16 protein-coding genes and 2 pseudogenes are annotated in these 17,549 nt (G+C 58.7%); 5 read left to right on the top strand and 13 right to left on the bottom strand.

The features are described 5' to 3' along the window. Positions 1 to 546: 546 nt before the first annotated feature. Entirely contained in the window at positions 547 to 891 is a 345-nt protein-coding gene (locus EJ077_RS21280) for a YybH family protein (protein WP_208696004.1), read from the top strand. A gap of 170 nt (positions 892 to 1,061) precedes the next feature. Here the strand turns inward: EJ077_RS21280 and EJ077_RS21275 are convergent, their stop codons facing one another. From EJ077_RS21275 to EJ077_RS21255, 5 genes are all read right to left on the bottom strand, one after another. Continuing rightward, entirely contained in the window at positions 1,062 to 1,811 is a 750-nt protein-coding gene (locus EJ077_RS21275; RefSeq protein ID WP_245458493.1) for an outer membrane protein, read from the bottom strand. Between the two features lie 236 nt (positions 1,812 to 2,047). Further along, entirely contained in the window at positions 2,048 to 3,460 is a 1,413-nt protein-coding gene (locus tag EJ077_RS21270; protein ID WP_208696000.1) for a hypothetical protein, read from the bottom strand. Then, complete coding sequence (locus EJ077_RS21265) at positions 3,450 to 4,007, bottom strand: hypothetical protein (RefSeq protein WP_208703195.1); 558 nt, start codon at positions 4,005 to 4,007, stop codon at positions 3,450 to 3,452. Before EJ077_RS21265 ends, EJ077_RS21270 begins: the two co-directional genes overlap by 11 nt. Then, a complete protein-coding gene (locus EJ077_RS21260) occupies positions 3,935 to 4,648 on the bottom strand; it encodes an MFS transporter (RefSeq protein WP_210212127.1) in 714 nt (237 codons plus the stop codon). Before EJ077_RS21260 ends, EJ077_RS21265 begins: the two co-directional genes overlap by 73 nt. A 102-nt stretch (positions 4,649 to 4,750) precedes the next feature. Then, entirely contained in the window at positions 4,751 to 5,476 is a 726-nt protein-coding gene (locus EJ077_RS21255) for a helix-turn-helix domain-containing protein (protein ID WP_245458492.1), read from the bottom strand. Positions 5,477 to 5,915: 439 nt separating this feature from the next. Between EJ077_RS21255 and EJ077_RS21250 the strand changes: the two genes are divergently transcribed. The 3 genes from EJ077_RS21250 (at position 5,916) to EJ077_RS21245 (ending at position 7,982) form a co-directional block, all read left to right on the top strand. Next, the gene (locus EJ077_RS21250; protein WP_245458491.1) at positions 5,916 to 6,692 is read left to right on the top strand and encodes a class I SAM-dependent methyltransferase; all 777 of its coding nucleotides are present in this window, start codon (positions 5,916 to 5,918) and stop codon (positions 6,690 to 6,692) included. A 50-nt stretch (positions 6,693 to 6,742) separates the two neighbouring features. Further along, positions 6,743 to 6,910 (top strand): hypothetical protein, encoded by a 168-nt coding sequence (locus EJ077_RS32275; protein WP_245458490.1) that lies wholly within the window; start codon positions 6,743 to 6,745, stop codon positions 6,908 to 6,910. 172 nt (positions 6,911 to 7,082) lie between these two features. Further along, on the top strand, positions 7,083 to 7,982 hold the full coding sequence (locus EJ077_RS21245; RefSeq protein WP_208695994.1) for a LysR family transcriptional regulator: 900 nt from the start codon (positions 7,083 to 7,085) through the stop codon (positions 7,980 to 7,982). A gap of 96 nt (positions 7,983 to 8,078) precedes the next feature. On the opposite strand, the gene EJ077_RS21240 is transcribed toward EJ077_RS21245, so the two are convergent. Beyond that, on the bottom strand, positions 8,079 to 8,336 hold the full coding sequence (locus EJ077_RS21240) for an extracellular solute-binding protein (protein ID WP_245458489.1): 258 nt from the start codon (positions 8,334 to 8,336) through the stop codon (positions 8,079 to 8,081). 566 nt (positions 8,337 to 8,902) lie between these two features. Between EJ077_RS21240 and EJ077_RS32870 the strand changes: the two are divergent. Beyond that, positions 8,903 to 9,192, top strand: a pseudogene (locus tag EJ077_RS32870) (CatB-related O-acetyltransferase); the annotation flags it as partial. A 149-nt stretch (positions 9,193 to 9,341) separates the two neighbouring features. Here EJ077_RS32870 and EJ077_RS21230 read toward each other — a convergent pair. The 7 genes and pseudogenes from EJ077_RS21230 to EJ077_RS21200 all read right to left on the bottom strand — a co-directional run bounded on the left by EJ077_RS21230 (position 9,342) and on the right by EJ077_RS21200 (position 17,308). Continuing rightward, on the bottom strand, positions 9,342 to 9,647 hold the full coding sequence (locus EJ077_RS21230; RefSeq protein WP_208695992.1) for a hypothetical protein: 306 nt from the start codon (positions 9,645 to 9,647) through the stop codon (positions 9,342 to 9,344). 105 nt (positions 9,648 to 9,752) lie between these two features. After that, positions 9,753 to 10,928 carry an alpha/beta hydrolase family esterase gene (locus EJ077_RS21225; protein ID WP_208695991.1) on the bottom strand — a complete coding sequence of 392 codons (1,176 nt, stop codon included), beginning with the start codon at positions 10,926 to 10,928 and terminating at the stop codon, positions 9,753 to 9,755. Between the two features lie 162 nt (positions 10,929 to 11,090). Next, positions 11,091 to 11,939, bottom strand: coding sequence for an NAD(P)/FAD-dependent oxidoreductase (locus tag EJ077_RS21220; RefSeq protein WP_245458488.1), 849 nt, complete (start codon positions 11,937 to 11,939; stop codon positions 11,091 to 11,093). Between the two features lie 960 nt (positions 11,940 to 12,899). Continuing rightward, a complete protein-coding gene (locus EJ077_RS21215) occupies positions 12,900 to 14,690 on the bottom strand; it encodes a PAS domain S-box protein (RefSeq protein ID WP_208695990.1) in 1,791 nt (596 codons plus the stop codon). Between the two features lie 76 nt (positions 14,691 to 14,766). Continuing rightward, positions 14,767 to 15,603 (bottom strand): annotated as a pseudogene (locus EJ077_RS21210) (alpha/beta fold hydrolase). A gap of 152 nt (positions 15,604 to 15,755) precedes the next feature. After that, entirely contained in the window at positions 15,756 to 15,962 is a 207-nt protein-coding gene (locus EJ077_RS21205; protein ID WP_135922069.1) for a KTSC domain-containing protein, read from the bottom strand. Between the two features lie 497 nt (positions 15,963 to 16,459). Next, entirely contained in the window at positions 16,460 to 17,308 is an 849-nt protein-coding gene (locus tag EJ077_RS21200) for an NAD(P)/FAD-dependent oxidoreductase (protein WP_245458487.1), read from the bottom strand. Between the last annotated feature and the right edge of the window lie 241 nt (positions 17,309 to 17,549).

Raw genomic sequence — 17,549 nt, 5'->3', positions numbered from 1 at the left:
ACCGATATGAGTTCGGAGCCAATTGGGCGTCGTTCATCGACAAGCACTACTCGGCGGAACGCCGCCGCATGGCGGCGGAGAAGCTCTTGTCCTTCCTCGGCAAGCAGACCCTCGAAGGGTTCCACTCCTCGATATCGGCAGCGGCAGCGGACTGCACTCGCTTGCCGCCTTCGATGCAAAAGCGGATGGGATACAGTCCTTCGACTTTGACCCGCTCTCGGTGAGCACAACCGGCAAGTTGCGCCAATTGGCGGGTGAGCCGACGAACTGGATCGTCGAACGCGGCGACGTGCTCGACGCCGACTATAGGTCGTCTACTCTGTCCTCGCCGATCAGGGCATCGAAGCGACGATCTACAGTGCGCCCGAGCACACAGTCGTTGAGTCAAATGGCAGCATTCTCGATCCCGACTATGGTGTCTTCGTTCCTCACTCGCTTGAGGATGTACAACAAGACCCGTCGATCATCGACACGTACTACGCGCAATTCGGGCCGACGCTGCCTCTGCTAAAGAAAGAGGCCATCGAAGCCGCTAATGCAGAGTTCGTGAAGGCATATAACAGTAAGAATGCGGCCGGGGTCGCGTCGAAGTACGCGGAGGATGCGGCCGCATTCCCGCCAGATATGGCGCGAGTCGACGGCCGCCAGAATATCCAGAAACTATGGCAGGGCGCGGTCGACATGGGCATATCGGAGCTCAAGCTCACCACGCGTGAGGTCCAGGAAAGCGGCGATTTTGCATATGAGCCCGGGACTTTCTTCCTCAAGGCACCGGGTAAGGATTCTAAGTTGGTGGATCAAGCCGGGAAGTACGTGGTGGTCTGGAAGAAAGGACAGGACGGCGGCTGGAAGCTCTACCGTGACATATGGAACTCCGATTCCGGGAAATGAAGGATAGCTGGTGCCCAAGCAGGTCATTGCAGGAGGAGCACAACTCAAAGGGCTGGCCCCTGCGCAATACAGGACCCAGCCCTTAAATCTACCAGCTCAATGAACCGTCCAACTTTACGGGGTCAGCTCAATCGGGCGGGCTTTCTTCTCGATGACTTTGTGGCTAAAAACTACTGACCCATCCCGAACTTGTAGGTCAGCCTAGCCATCACGGCATCAACCTTTGCCACTGTGCGATAGGTCTCAGGATTAGCACCGAGGCTGCCGTCATCGAACACGTTGTTGCCCGTGCTCGTCTTATGACCGAGGTCAATGTGGGTGTAGTCGACGCCGAGCGAGAGGTTGTTCGTAACGGCGTAGTCGATGCCGGCGCCAAGCGCATAGCCATTCTGCCACTCATTTTTCTCGTAGGTCACGAGAGCGTCGTTGTCTCGGGCTCGGAAATCGACCTTGCCGCCGGCATAACCCGCCTTCGCGTAAATGAGCACGCGATCGAAGGCATAGCCGACGCGGCCAACGACCGTTGCGTAATTCGAGATTTTGGCGGTCTCGGTGTCACTGTCCGGGAAATAGGGACTGGTGATGGTTTTGCGGGTGCCCGTTGCAGTCCAGGTCGCCTCGCCTCCCAGCACGAATTGCCCCCACTGCCACTGCGCGCCTGCATGAATACCTCCGGCGACGCCGGCTTTGTTGAAGTCAAAGCCTTCCGTGCCGGCCGGAACCGCGTCCGTGAAAAACCCACCGTTCGGCTCTGTTACGTCCGTCGCCGTGATGTCACCATTGGCAACGCCGAGGTGGCCGCCGACATAGAAACCACTCCAGTCGTAGGCCGACCCAGCGATCGGCGCCACCATGTCGGCTGCTGAGGCTGTGCTTGCCGACAAGGCTGCAAAGGCGACAACTGCTAAGAATCTATTCACGATTTTCTCCCCACCCAAGACAATCCCTCACGTATAGTAATAGCCGGGACCGTCCTAAAAGTGTGTGATGTTTTTGCCACAAACACGTATTAGTTGCTGCTATGAGGCTAACGGCAATTCGAGGTTCGATATCACTCCGGCACTTGCGAAAGGCAAGATTATGCCAAGTATAGCCCGGCGGTCGGGACCCTTGCCGAGGATTCGGCTGACATTTAGCTCCGGGCAGTTGCCCGGTCTTAGGAAAAGGCCCATTCTGGATTGCTTGGGGCAATCGCTCGCTCCCGCAGCAGTGAGCCAAGTTCAGTCCACGAGGGATCAGAAACGAAACTGCTCAGACCTCCACAGGCATCAGCGAAAGGCATATCGCCGAAGCGGTCGATGACCTCGCTGGTTTCGCCTATGCTGCCCTTTCGGATCGACTCGAATGGATTCTCATCGCATTCAATGACGCGATGCCCCCAAGCTCCTGGCACATCATCGCTCGCGATAGCGCGTCGAAGGTCCGCATCCATGTCTGCGGTCTCTAGAGCCCGACAAATGACGTAGCGCATCAGGGGATAGTAGACTGGCTGGTGGCTGCCTCCAAGCGCGCGCACGCCGGGCAGGATCGACAGGACCAGAAACATGAGGAGCAGATTCGGAACAAGGCTGCGGTTCGCTAGCCGCTCAATGATATCGGGAGCCGCGAAGCGAGCTACCTTCGTTCTGGTCGCCAGATTGACGAGTTCTCCACCCACCATGCGCAGCGGCAGGCGCTTTCCGTTTTCATAGTACCAAAAGAAATCCGTACCGCGTGCGAACCAGCCACCCCAGGGGCCAGCCCCCAGCCTGTCGATCTCGTCAAGGATATTCAATGCCAGCTTTGGGCTTTCCAGCAACCTTGTACGCAGCCAGGAATCCTGGTCTGATAGGTGGTCCGCCACCAGGTCGGCAACATCCTCATCGTCGATTTGCAGGAAGGCAAAGCTCTCTCCGAACAGATTTGGCCAGAGGATACGATTTGCTGCCTTGATGGCATGCGCAGGCCGCTCGAACTGCGTCTTCGGCAGAAGGCTGCGAAGCAGGGCGAGGGCGTCTCCCTCGGCATTTGGCTCCGTTGGCACCAGCTCGAACCGGTATGATCCAGGCCCGGTCAGAAGGCTGTAGCCGATCATCTGGCTTCGGCTGAGACCGAACACGTTCACCGGCTTCCCGTCAAGCATGATCCAGCCTGGCCCCTTGCGGGGCTTTTCAACGAGACTCACCGTTGAAACGGCATAGGAAACGTAGGTCGAGCAGCCATGCGCCGAGAGGCCAAGCAGGCTGAAAATGTGTGTGTAATAAGCCTCTGGCTCCATGAGGAGAAACAAATGCGGGCCGGTCTGCAACACGCGGCGTTGTTCTAGATCTTTGCATATTTGGGAGACGGCGTTGATCGGCAATCCGTTTCGCGTTCCCGCGTTCCTGATCGTGTCGAGCAGCCTGGCAAACGCGCGGCTGCGAATTTCGGGTTCCGGTTTCTGGGCAGGCGCGTCGAACAAGCGGGACGCATAATCGCGAAGCGGGCGGCAATGATAGGAGCGCGTCCAAGGATAGAGCGTCGCCAGAGAGTCCAGCACCGCGTGCTTGGCGCCTGTGTCGGTCGCTAGCTCGTCCACCTCACGGTTCATCCTTTCGCTGCGCGATGCCGATGCTCAATGCAGGAATGCTGATAAGGAGCACCACTCCGAATCCGAAGAAGATCGTCGAAGGAAATACACTCTCGCCTATAACGCCAGCGATGCTGAAAATCACCAGTCCGAGCGCGACAGCGAGACTGTGCATGACGCCCTTGGCCCTGCCCAATACATTGCCATGCATACGCGACTGCAGTGTGACCTCGATACTCACCCGGCCCAGATTGTAGAGAAACCCGAGAGTGGCGAAGACGATCAATGTCCAGGGCGCCCGTAAAGTGATCAACGACATCCACGCGAGCGCGGTTGAGGCCAACAGCATGAGGTGCAGTATAGGACCACTAATCGCTCGTGTCAGCCTGACGAGAGCAGCCGCCCCAATAACCGAACCAGCCGACCACGCGGCCTCAAGGTAGCCGAAATCGGCGGCGGTGCCTTGCTGCTCTTCGAAGACGAAGCTTGATCCGATCACCGTGACCAGCACCGCGCCTCCATAGAGAAGGGCATAGGCGGCAAACAGACGAAGGAGATGCCTGTCCATGTTCGGTGCCAGGCCTGTGGCCGTTCTGACACCTTGCGGGGGAGGCCTGGCCGCATCCAGCAGAGTGAACCGGCTGAAACGAGGAACAACAGGGCGAGCACCAAGAACGTCAGGGCAGGGGAGCGCCCACCTAGCAACGACCCGGCTAGCAACGCCGCGCCGAGGCTGCCAAACTGCATGGTGAAAAACACGGTGGAATTCGTAGTCGCAAGTTCGGCGCCTCTCGTCATGAGCGGGATCATCGCTTGCGAGGCGGTCAGCGCGACACGATAGCAAATCGAAAAGAGCGCCGCTGACACGCAGAGTGTCAAAAAGGGTTCCAGATACAGCACCGAACAAGCCGTAGTGAGCAAGATGGCAAAGCGACCGAGGTCGGTCGCGATGTTCAATCGCCGTCGGTCAAACCGGTCCGCTGCCAGGCCGGCCAGAGGGCTTGCGACGAGTTCGACAACGCTGACGGTCGCAAGCAGTGCCGGCACGCCGGGGCCTCCGTAGCCTGCTGTGACAACAGTCCAGGCGGATGCGATGTAATAGCCGTTTCGACCGACTGCCGCTGATAGCGTGCTGGCCAGGAATCCAAGCCATAGCCGGGACTGGAGGCCTGATCTCAGGTTAGCGTGAATTTGAAGTGCATTTGACAAGGGCGCATCCAATCGACGCTTGTCATACCCACTGCCCAGATTGATGCTTAACAATCACGCCTGATTTTTCAGTTCCTTGCTGAAATCACCGGAAGTATTGAATCAGATCGTGGACCGGCGGCGGTATTCCGTCGGACTGACGCCGAACGCTCGCTTAAAGGCGATCGTGAAATGGCTTGAGCTGCCGAACCCGCATTCCAGCGCGATCTCCGTCGCCGACAAATTGGTCGATCGCAGCATGTCGGCGGAGTGATCCAGTCGACGCCGTGCGATGAACGCATGTGGCGTCATCCCGGTCGATTGCTTGAAAGCCCTACTGAAATGGAAACGGCTGACACCGACCTCCTTTGCCAGATCGGCGAGAGTGGGAGTCTCGTCCGACGACGATTCGATCATTGCGATCGCACGTTTGAGATCGAAGGCCGACAACCCGCCTTTTGCCGGCTCATGATAGTGACCGTTGCGCCTGACCATCTGAACGAGCAATTGCATGGCCTGGCTCTCGACCATCGTCACGCTGATCGGATCGGGCTGCCTGAGCTCGATGGCGATCCGTTGCAGGGCCATTTCCACCGTGCTGTCCCGAAATCCGATCGCAGCCGGCATGTCACCCGAGCGATGGCGCACCATCCCGCCGAACGCTTCGTCGGTGAACCCTTTTTCAATCGAGATGAGCAGGTAGGCGGCCGTCGGCTCTCCTTCGTCCCACCCCGTCCAATCACTGCCGGCAGGCATATGGATTACCGAGCCAGCCCGACGCGGCGAAAACGAGATCCGACGCCCGTCGACGAAATCCTCTCCGCGGCTTGCCGCCCCTTTCAGGTTCATCAGAAATATATGGCCCGGGAACGAAATTGCTGTTTCCTGGCGCTCCAGGCCAGTTCTCCTGATCAAGTCTGCCTGTATGTGGCCCCAGTTCTCATGTTGGTGTGTGAGCGTGTGGTGCTGTGAACGGCGGATCTTGTTGGGATCGAGGCAAGGAGTGTCCACGGATGGGAGCAGCCTTCATACTGAGAGTAGCCCACCCTCCCGTGTTTTGCCTAACCAGAGGTTGCTGGACAAATCACAACTAACTTAGGATTGGTAGAAGATGTGACTTTAGTAAAAAAATGGCAATCGTAGGAAAGCCTCTCATTTTCTGCAGGCCTACCAGTGCCCTGGCCAAGACTCGAAGCATTTTCAAACATTAGATCTCTCTTAATTGAGTGAAGTTTCCCGTCGAGCTCGTGGCATCTCACCAAAGCAACGGTGCGGGAGGCATAGTGCGATGCGAGGACTCAACGACTTCCTGGCCGAGTGCGACCAGGGGCCACGGATTAACCAGCTGGCAGGTTTTTTCGCTGCAACCGCAGCGGGCAAAAGCGGGATGCCAGTTCGCAAGCCTCAGGCCGATACACGCCTTCTGCCCAGCGATGAACTCCTTCGCGATCTCGTTCGCCTGCACGCCGCCCGGCAAGGCTTTTTCGACCAGCATTATCACGGCAGCATTCCTTACAGATTGGAGGAGGAGTGCCGGATGGCCTACGCGGTGCTGACCTATGCCCGGCGCCGTGGATCCGCGCTGTCGCTGTACAGCCTTGGAACAGCCGAAGGCACGATGGCCAGAACCCTGTCTGAATTTTCGGACGGGCAGATTCTTTCGCTGTCCTGCAGCCCGAACCCCGAAAACTACAAGTCCTTCGTGGCCTATGGCGAACCGGCCCACGCCGAATTCTTCATCGGCCCGTTCCACTGGTTGACCAAGGATGCGCTCGGATCGGATCGGCGGCTGACCAAGTTCACGCAAGGCTTCGACGTCATCCTCGAGGACACAACCTTTCAGATGTATTCGCCTAACAGGCCCAAGCAGATCGAGTTCGTAACCCAGCACCTCAAGGACGGCGGAATTTTCGTCTTCGTCGAAAAATTCAGGGCCGCCGATGAAAGCGACTATCAGCGCCGAGAGTACCAGAAGGATTACGGCTTCAAGGCGAGGTACTTCCCCCGGACGAAATTGCAAAAAAGAAGACGGACGTCCTGGGGACCATGTTCAACAATGAGGTGACCCTGGCGGAGATGGCGCGCTCCGTAGGTGAGCATTTCAGATACTGCACGATGACGTGGAACAGCGGCAATTTCTGCAGTCTTGCGGCAAGCAACAGCAAGGAAAATCTCGATCTCTACGCCTCACAGATGTCGACGCCGGCCATCCCGCATGAATATGTCTACGAGATCAGCCTCTCTGACGCAGCGACGATCGCCGTGACGGACAATCCGACATGACGCAGCCATGGGTGGCAGCTGCGCCGAAGCTCCAGGCGGCCGGCAACACTGTTGATCCGCCTGAGTGCCGCCCGTCCGCAAAACGGATCCGATCGCATACCCGCGAGACAGGCACCTCCCGCGGCGGTCACGAAGCTCTAGCGAGATGACGCGGAACGGGAATGCTATTCAGTTGCTGACCTACGCTTTTGCGGCCATGGATCACGGCAGCATGCGTCAGGCCGCAATAGCCCTGAGGGTCCAGGAATCCTCGGTCAGCCGTAACGTCGTCAAACTCGAACAGCTACTCGGCATGCAACTGTTCGAGCGCGATGTGCGCGGCGTTCGGTTGACGAAGACAGGCCGCGCCTGGATCGAAATCGTGCGCGTTCACTACGACGGCCTGCTCGATGCTTTCGCCGAGCGTGTGCGCGATAACAAGGATGCCAAGACACTCCGGATTGGGCTGTGCTGGGTGACAGGCGGAGAATTCCTCAAATGCCTCATCGAGCGTTTCGGCAAGCTGTACCCGGACATAACCTTGACCATTGAGGATATCCCATCGGGCCAGTGCCTTTCTGCAATACGCCGCAGGTGCTTCGACCTCGTGTTCACACATCACATTGGCACCGCCAAATTCTGCAGCAGCGAAGTCTTCTGGCAAGAACGCCTCTTCGTGCTACTGCCGTCCTGTCATTCTCTTGTCGAGAGGCCGGTGCTCAGATGGTCCGACCTCGCGGACATGCCTCTGCTCGTCCCGATCGGGCTGGAAGGGCCGCCGTCGGACCTGTGCCTGCTCGAACGCATTGCGGCCGGTGGCGGTCCGACCGTTCATGCGTGTCACGCGAACCAAGCGACGGTCATCTTCCAGGTGGGACTGGGGCAAGGCGTCACCTTGGCCGAGGCGAGCTATGCCAGGACAGTCGCTACCGATTCTGCCCTGTGGAAGCCGCTTCGCGGGAAAAACAGCGTCAGTTCGATCAGGGGCCTGTGGCTCGGTTCCAATCCAAAGCGGGCTGTGCTGCGTCTGGTCGGGCTCGCCAAGAACATGGCGGGAGCCGCTCAAAGACCAGGGCGCACCAACCGCCCCTAGAGGGCCAAAGCCGTCTTGAGACCGTTGTGCTCGAAGGCGCTCGCCATGCGGTTTGATCTCGACTGATCGGGCGATGATCCGTGATACAAATTGAACTCATAAACGTAAAAAACATGATGGAAACAACGCATTGATTATCGGGTTGATCCCAGCCATAGGCATGGGTGTGGATGACGTCGCCTTGCCGGCGGCCAGCGCCGTCGAGACGATGGTTGGGTAGATCTCATCCGGGAACGACTCAAACTTCACATGGATGTCCGGGTTCTCCTTGGTGAAATCGGCAAAAAATTCGTTGTAGGCGGCCTTGTCTTCCTGGCGCCAAGTCCAGAACGAGATCTCGGTTGCATGCGCCACGCCGGTTGCCAATGCGAAAGACGCGGTCGCGAGTGCTCAGGTTGAAGGCGGAATTCGACTGCAGTCGGTGCTAGCCGCAGGTCAAGATCACGCTCATCGAAGTCGATTCCGAGGGATGAAGGTCGGCGACAAGATCGCTTGGCACCGAGAGGTTCCAGGGATGACTGATCGACTGAAGCATCTCGGCGCAAGTGGCGGGCAGACTGCTTGCCGAAACGACCCTCTGAGTTGGCAGGATGTGGACTGGCTGATTGCCAGCGTGCTATTCGCGTCCAAGTGTTCATGGCGGAGCAATCATGTCGAAGCTGACCATTTGGCTGCGCAATAGACGCCACCCAGTACCGAAAGATACCAAGCTGGGGCGCCATACTTTTGGCATCGACAACGGCCTTAAGATCTTCGGGTGCAGTCCTGAGGCGCCACTTGAGATCGGGTCGTTTTGCTCCATCGCCGACGAAGTGATGTTTCTTTGCAGTGGGAACCATCCAACGACATGCGCGACTACTTCCTTCGCCCCTTCGAAGATGCTGGGGAAGCCCCCGTTTAAAGACCACAGCGGACGGCGAGGAATAACGATCGGAAATGACGTTTGGATTGGCAGACGGGCAATAATTCTGCCTGGAGTGAAGATCGGGGACGGCGGCGTTGTCGGAGCTCAGGCCACGGTGACGAAAGATGTGCCGCCCTATACGATTGTCGGGGGGAATCCCGCCAAAACCATTCGCCTCCGTTTCCCGGCCAAATCATCTCCAAGATGCTGGTAATCCGCTGGTGGGACTGGGATGATGAGATGATCCGGCAAGAGGCCCACTCCTTAACCGGGCCGATCGACAATTTCGTTGCCAGGCACGGCTAGGCAGCACCGTGTCACGATTAGCCTTGGGCGCCACGAACCATTTTAGTTCGTGGCCTAGAGGCCAAGGACGCTGCCCGGGCTTCGGGACCAAACCACAATGCCTCATGCACCAGTAACGCTTGCAGGTCGCGATGAACACACGGAGCTGTCTAGACGAGCCCGATAGGCATGTAGCGGATCATAACCTCGTCCTGCCGAAATCTTCGTTCGAGTTCCGCGCGCCGGTCGTGCCAGTCCGCCAGCTCGAGTTCCTCGGCCATCACCTCGAAGATAATGATGTCGTCTCGGGTAGATTCCGCGCCTTGCAGCCACAGGCCCTCTGCAGGGGCCTGAAGATAAGCCGTAACGCCTTTAAATCGGTTCGCCAATTCCTCCTTGACCCGATCGAAATCTTCCCGCGCGAAAGGCCGGCCATCGTTGTCGGCTCGGGGAAGCAGGATTTGGATAAGGTGCATACCGCCACTCGCTGAATGGCAGTCAACGCGTACGAAGTCGACCGCGTTCCATTGTGCAAGAGCTAGGCTCCGCTCAGCTATTCACTGAGAGCAAGACTGTTATGCCTACTCCATCAGGCCCGCCAAGCGCAGAGCATCCTGGATGACTTTCTGTAGGGGTTGAGCCCTCGATCCGTGCAAGTCATCCAGAACCGGTTCCGCAGGCCTGGCCTTCGCCTGTCCCTTCGACGCTGCCCGAAGATGAAATGCTGATGGCGTCATGTCGGTCCTTGGCGTAGCTAACCTTGGCGAAGCGGGCCTCGCCATGGCTGACGCTCGCGCGTCGTCGACATCGCCGAGACCCCAGAACCGCACTATCTCCTGGGTTGAAGAGATTCCTACGTCGAGCATGTAAGGTCCGGCCGTGCCGAGGCCCTGCCCGACGGGCGTGCCGTGACCCATGCCGTCAATCATATTTATCTCGATCTTCACTTCTCCGGCTTCGTCAGCCCAAACTTGCCTGCTTCGTCCGCGCTCGCTCGTCGAATGGGTCGGCGCCTTGGCGAGTTTGTGCACGCCGCGCCACTGGGCAGCGATGGACTCCGCGTTAACGGACGCCACAGTGCGATCGGCGGAACCCTGCCAGATCGAAATCCTGGGCCACTGTTCATTGTTCATGGAGGCTTTCCGCACAAGCCGCTGCAATTCTTGCTCGGACGGGCCGCCGTGGCCGCGCATGCGGTCGAACGCCTCAGGAATGGTTGTGGCGCAACCGAAGGGCAGACCGGCAATGATGCCGCCGCCGGCAAACACTTCAGGGTAGGTGGCGAGCATCGCCGCCGCCATGGCCCCGCCCGCCGAAAGCCCGGTAACGAATATCTGCTGTCGGTCAAGGCCGTACGTAATGACCATCGTCTCGATCATCTGCCGGATCGAATGGACTTCGCCGCGATCGCGCGCAGTGTCCCCAGGCAAGAACCAGTTGAAGCAGAGGTTGGGATTGTTGGCGCGTTGTTGCTCGGGATAGAGAAGCCCGAAACCGACCTGCTGGGCGAGTTGGGACCATCCCGAGTGGTAGTCGTAGCCGACGGCGTTCTGGGTGCAACCGTGCAGTATGACGACGAGCGGCGCGCCTTCGGCGAGGTCATCTGGTCGATAGTATCTTGCCCGTAATCCGCCCGGATTGGAGCCGAAATTTTCGAGGGTGGAGAGGCGATCGACGGATGTGAATGAGATGGGGTGCCTATTTTGTTGCGCGCGCAGTGTCCTGAGGCGCGCAATCGTATCGGAGACTTTTCGCAATTGGCCCGTCCTTCTATTTGAACCTCCGGGTTGAAGGGCGTGAGTGCAACGCGCTCGCGGCAATATCGTTGCTGCAACGCACAAAATTGCGGAGATTGAATAAGCCCAGCGGTCACCCTCGGGCCGACATCGCGCCGACCGCTTCCGTACAAGCGCGCCGCGTTAGTCCGTCGTTGCAAGATAGTTGTGCATGTCGGTGGCGGCGATTGCCGCGTGCCCGAACGCGACCGCAATCTGGTTGATTTCATCGACCACGTCCCCTGCGGCATAAAGGCCGGCTATACCGGTGCGCTGGTGCGAGTCCACCACGAGATTGCCGGCGCCGTCGCATTCCGCGCCGAGATCGATGGCGAGCTTTGAGCGTATGGTGCAACCCATGGCAGGATAAATCGTGTCGAATGAAAGCGATCTGCCGTCACGCAGGCTTACCCGAGCCCCCGGACCGGCAGCCCGTACGGAATCCGGCAGGCATTCTTCCACCCTGACGCCAGCCGCTTTGAGGAGTTCGCCCGTGGCGGGGTCAAGGCCTGATATCGCGTCGGTCGCCAGTATAGTGACGTCGCTTGAATAGGTCTGCATGAACAGGGCCTTTTTTGTCGCCTGGTCTGCCGGACCGATCACGGCGACACGTTTGTCGATGACCTCGTAAGCGTCACAGACCGGACACAGCCGCATCGATCCTATTGCGATCATGCTGGCCGCATTCGGAGTGTTCGGGAGCGTGTCGACGATGCCCGTAGCGAACAGCACCGCGCGAGCCCGGACGGCGAACGACGCCGTGGCGACAAAATCGGGGCCATCGCGCCGGAGAGCGGTAACTGTACCGTCCATAAGGTCAACGGTGCCCGTCAGGGCCTGTTGTCGCAGTCGTTCAAGCAAATCTACGCCTGAAATGCCGTCCGGAAAACCAGGGCAGTTATGGCTTACGGGTATGCACCTCGCGCGGCTTTCGCGGGCGTCGACGACGATGACCCGGCGGCGAAAACGCCCCAGATATGTCGCGGCAGCCAAGCCGGCCGGACCGCCCCCGATTATCAGACAGTCGCACGCCCGGCCTTGGCTCAGCTCGTCGTCCTCTTGGAGATGTAGGCGACCGGGCGCCGTAGAAACAACGCCCCCTGGCAGGTTACGGTCTGGGGAAGTGGACTCTCGCACTAGCTATTCGACGAACCGGGCATCGCTCGGACCTTCGATTGTGGGCCCCCGCACACTCCCGCCACGAATGTCATGCTTGCCAACCAAGTGAGTGCGCATCGAAACCTCTCGCTGAATCCAGACCTCTACGTTCGCGTGCCCATTTTGTTCCCTAATGCCCAACCGCGGAAGTAACGACATTACGTTTGATGAGGAGCACGTTGGAAGCGTTTGCCTTGGGCGAGCCGCGTTGCATCGACGGCGACACGATCATTCTCTACCGAACACACATCCGGCCGGGATCCAACATCGACGCGCCGCCAGCCGCGGATGGACGACCGCTACGGGCGCATGCTGGCAAGTATCGAGGTCGAAGGGAGCATAAGTCCTGGCGCTGGACGGGCAAGCCCCAGGCCTTTTAATAGCGTCGCTCAGTCTCGCCGCCTTTGAGACAACGCCTATCCAAGCGCATCCCGGCTTGGTGCGGAGCGACGGGAAGCCGTCCTCCGGCACGAGATGGCAGTACGGCGTTACATCAATAATAACGGTCGTCGCAGGGAGCGGTGTAGATGCGGCCGTCGCTATCCTGGTAGCGGCAGAGCTGAGTCACGAGGCTGCGGGCTTGGCAAACACCAGGGCGGCATTGGGAAGACGTCGATCAAGTCTTGCATTTTCTCAGTTTCGCGGCGTGCGGTGGACCTCGAGCCTAACCGGCCCGCCCCGATCGCCGGTCCGTGCAATATCGCCCGATGAGCCCTTCCGTCGCTAGGCTGCTGATACGCCGAGACGAGCCAAAGCAGTGACGGCCCGGATTTGCCCTGGGGAGCGCCCAATGATTTAAGCCTCAGCGTTAATTGATGCCTCCACCGCAGTGAGCGGGGCTTCCAACGTCCAGACAATTCCATGCTCGTCGTAATCGAGATTGCCCTTTCCCCCAACCGCCTCGGGAGCAACCCGCTTTAGCACCACAGTCCCAAATCCGCCCTGTCCAATGGTCTGAACTCCTGGGCCATCTGTTTCATTCCATGTAAGCTGGAATAGCCGCTCAGCGCCCAAACCCGAAACGTCCCATGTGACCGAAATTGCTCCACGATCGCCCGATAGCACCCCGTATTTGGCCGAATTGGTAGCCAGTTCGTGAAACGCGATTCCGAGATACTGTACCGCATTAGCGTCCAGAATAACGGAGGGTCCAGACACGGAAATCCGGCCCTCATTGCCGAATGGTTTGGTCTGCGACAACAGGAGTTCCAAAACGCTAACGCCCTTCCAGTCGCCCGTAACAAGCAGATCGTGCGACCGCGATAGAGCCATGATCCGCTCGCGAACCTGCCGTTCGAAGTCCGTCGGATTTTCGGCTCGCTTGTTGGTTTCCCTGATCATCGATAGAATCACGGAATACTGGTTTTTTACCCGATGGTTGACCTCGCGCATCAGCATTTGGATGCGATGCTCACTCTCTTTCGCTGACGTGATATCCCGGGCGATCTTCGACGCGCCGATGATCTGCCCGGCTGCGTTGCGCACAGGCGATATCGTCAGCGAGACGGGGAAGAGACTTGCATCCTTTCGCTTCCGGACCGTTTCGAAGCTCTCAACCCTTTCACCGCGGCGGATGCGTTCAATGATACGGGGTTCCTCGTCCTGATGGTCATCGGGGATAAGCATCGTCACGGATCGCCCGATGGCCTCTTCGGCGGTGTAGCCGAACAGCCGTTCGGCACCGTGATTCCAACTCGTAATGATCGTGTTCAGATCTTTGCTGACGATTGCATCGAACGAGGATTCCACAATCGCTGAGAGATGATGACGCACCTCCTCGGCCCGTTGGCGGTCAGTAACGTCGAGCAGCATGTTGACTGCGCCAGTCAAATTGCCGGTCTCGTCTTGTATCGGAGTTGGATAGGGCTGAAACGGGAAGAATGACCCGTCCGGACGTTGCGCTACGGCCTGCTGGCCGTAAACGGGCCGGTTCTCCTTGAGCGCAATTGCCATCGGGCATTCGTCGTGCGGCAGTTCCTTGCCGTCGAGCGTGAACAGCTTAAAGGTGACACACCATTTGTCCTTACCGATTTCGGGCTCCCGGCCTGCAAGGTCCGATGCGGCGCGGTTGTAATAGGTGATCGTGCCATGCGCGTCAGTAGTGTAAATGGCGACGGGAAGCGCATCCAAAATCTGGTGATAGGTACTGTCCTTTTGTCTCAACTCGCTGCGGGCCCGCTCCAGGTCGGTCACATCAACGGTGAAGCATCTTGTGTTGACCAGCTTGCCGTCGCGGAAATTGCCACTTGACGTGATTTCGACGTGCTTGATCGAGCCGTCAAAAGCTCTCAGCCGCGCCGGATACCTCGCAATCTTTTCGCCACGGAGCAGGCGATCCAGAATATCTTCGATCACCTCCGGGTCTGAATGAAACTCGGCAATATGGCGACCGACATATTCCTCTGCAGGGTACCCAATCAGGTCCAGTTCAGCGTTGTTCGCATGTAGAATGACGCCATCTGCACTGACCAAATGGAGTGCAACGCCACCGTTCTCAAAGAAATCGTGATAGTCAAAATCCCCGCCGGGTCGGGAAGGTCCAAAGTCACCTAAGGCGACAACGTTGCCCAGTTGTCGTTCGCTCATCCCAATTCCTTTTCAGCTTAACCCCTGCAAACGGAGTACGCGAAAATTCGTTCCACCAGAGTGGATCCGATAAGACTCAGGGCTGATTATAGAAAGCTCTGAAGGACGCTGCGAGAGCAGCGGGATTCTCTTCGGCGACGTGGCGCCCGCTTTTGATTCCGTTGCCGTGTACGTCCGCCGCCCGGCGCCTCCATGTCTCTACAGGGTCCCCATAGATCTGCTCGAGGTCATCGACGAGCGACCAGAGGCAGAGCATTGGACAAGGCACCTTTCGCCCAGCGCCTCGATCTTCGCGGTCATGATGATGGTCAATCCTGATGCCAGCACGATAGTCCTCGACCATGCCATGGATCACATGGGGATCATGAATGAGCGACACCAGCTCGTCATACGCCTCGCGTCCCATGAGCTCTGGCCGCAGGGTGTTGTACCAAGCCATGGCCATTATGGCCCGTTCTGGCTTCTCGGGCTGCGCGAAGAAGAACCAGTGGAACCAGTCGTAGGCGAATTGCCAGTCAGTACGTTCCAGATGCTCAATAACGGGCAGCCCGTCCACGACAATCAACTTTCGCACCACTGCGGGATGATCCATTGCCATTCTGAAGGCGACGAGACTGCCACGATCATGTCCGGCGACAAAAAAGGCGTGGTGGCCCAACCGTTCCATTAGGTCTACGAGCGCAACAGATTTCTCCCGCTTCGATGAAAACCTGCTGCTGGGATCGTCTACCGGTTGGTAGGAGCGTCCGAATCCCGGAAGGTCGGGGCATACGACGCGAAAGTAGCAACTCCGCAACCCGCCCCCAAGTCATATGCGACCGAGGATGTCCATGGATGAGAAGTAGCGGCGGGCCAGACCTCCGTGGCGTAACCTGATCGGCCCGCGTTCAAGCGCTGAGCGAAACCGTATCAAAGGCAAGCTCACATCGAAACATTGATGCAGCCGCGTGAGTTGCATCACAGCCAGCCTCACGTCGGAACGGGATGCATGGCGAGTTCAGTGCTGATAGCCTGCTGGCGCGCCACGCCGGGACGGGCATGAGCGCCGCCTCCCCGGAAGGTCCGCTAATCGTCCGAGATCAGCCGGTAGCGAAACTGGCCCCGGATGTGGTCATTGAAGAAGCGGCCTTTCGCGAAAGCGTTTCGGAAGGCGGTGTAGACCTCCACAGGGACCCCCTCGTAGTCATAGCGCTTGCCGCTCGCAACGAACCATACGGAGAGAATCTGGCTGTCGGGATCGTATTCGCTCTGGCGGATCGACGTCGAGGGCATGGCGTCGACTATACGAGCGCCATGGGCATGCAGCGAATGATAACCTTGTCTTGCCGAAATCTTCGTTCGAGTTCCCTACGGCGGTCGCGCCAGCCCGCGACATCGATTTCCTCCGTCATCACCTCGAGGATAACGATGTTGTCGCTGTCGGAGTTCGTCCCTTGCCGCCCCAGGCGCTCAGTAGGCGCCTGAAGGTAGGCCGTAACGCCGTTAAATCGGCTCGCCAAGCTCCTCCTTGACCCGATCGAAATCTTCCCGCGGGAAGGGCCGGCCCGCGTTGTCGGATCGGGAAGCAGGAGCTGGATGAGGTGCATGGGGCGACTCGCTGAATGGCAGTCAACGCTTACCAAGTCGACGGCGTTCCATTGTATATAAGGTCGACTTCGCTCAGCCGAAGCGCATCCTGTGCAGCGCGCAGCGATCAAAGGTTCTGAACAAGCTTGGCGGCGACGCGGAGGCCGACATCGCGCCGACCGCTTCCGTACAAGCGCGCCGCGTTAGTCCGTCGTTGCAAGATAGTTGTGCATGTCGGTGGCGGCGATTGCCGCGTGCCCAAACGCGACCGCAATCTGGTTGATTTCATCGACCACGTCCCCTGCGGCATAAAGGCCGGCTATGCCGGTGCGCTGGTGCGAGTCCACCACGAGATTGCCGGCGCCGTCGCATTCCGCGCCGAGATCGATGGCGAGCTTTGAGCGTATGGTGCAACCCATGGCAGGATAAATCGTGTCGAATGAAAGCGATCTGCCGTCACGCAGGCTTACCCGAGCCCCCGGACCGGCAGCCCGTACGGAATCCGGCAGGCATTCTTCTACCCTGACGCCAGCCGCTTTGAGGAGTTCGCCCGTGGCGGGGTCAAGGCCTGATATCGCGTCGGTCGCCAGTATAGTGACGTCGCTTGAATAGGTCTGCATGAACAGGGCCTTTTTTGTCGCCTGGTCTGCCGGACCGATCACGGCGACACGTTTGTCGATGACCTCGTAAGCGTCACAGACCGGACACAGCCGCATCGATCCTATTGCGATCATGCTGGCCGCATTCGGAGTGTTCGGGAGCGTGTCGACGATGCCCGTAGCGAACAGCACCGCGCGAGCCCGGGCGGCGAACGACGCCGTGGCGACAAAATCGGGGCCATCGCGCCGGAGAGCGGTAACTGTACCGTTCATAAGGTCAACGGTGCCCGTCAGGGCCTGTTGTCGCAGTCGTTCAAGCAAATCTACGCCTGAAATGCCGTCCGGAAAACCAGGGCAGTTATGGCTTACGGGTATGCACCTCGCGCGGCTTTCGCCGGCGTTGACGACGATGACCCGGCGGCGAAAACGCCCGAGATATGTCGCGGCAGCCAAGCCGGCCGGACCGCCCCCGACTATCAGACAGGCGCCCTCGCGGCCTGGATGGGGAATCAGACCTGCGCAAAGCCATTGGGGCCTGGTATATTAGCTAGCTAAGATATAATTACCAAATTATTAACCAGGATTAATGCGCCTTTTCCACAGCATCGTACTATGCCTCTCAGGTTGGGTTACCTCTAAAGGACAGGGAAGCCATACGTCGGTGCCTTAGGACGGCGCATGGCCTACTCCTTGA

Origin of the sequence: Mesorhizobium sp. M8A.F.Ca.ET.057.01.1.1, from assembly GCF_003952565.1 — a bacterium.
Lineage (GTDB): Bacteria > Pseudomonadota > Alphaproteobacteria > Rhizobiales > Rhizobiaceae > Mesorhizobium.
This window is presented reverse-complemented; position numbering and strand designations above follow the sequence as displayed.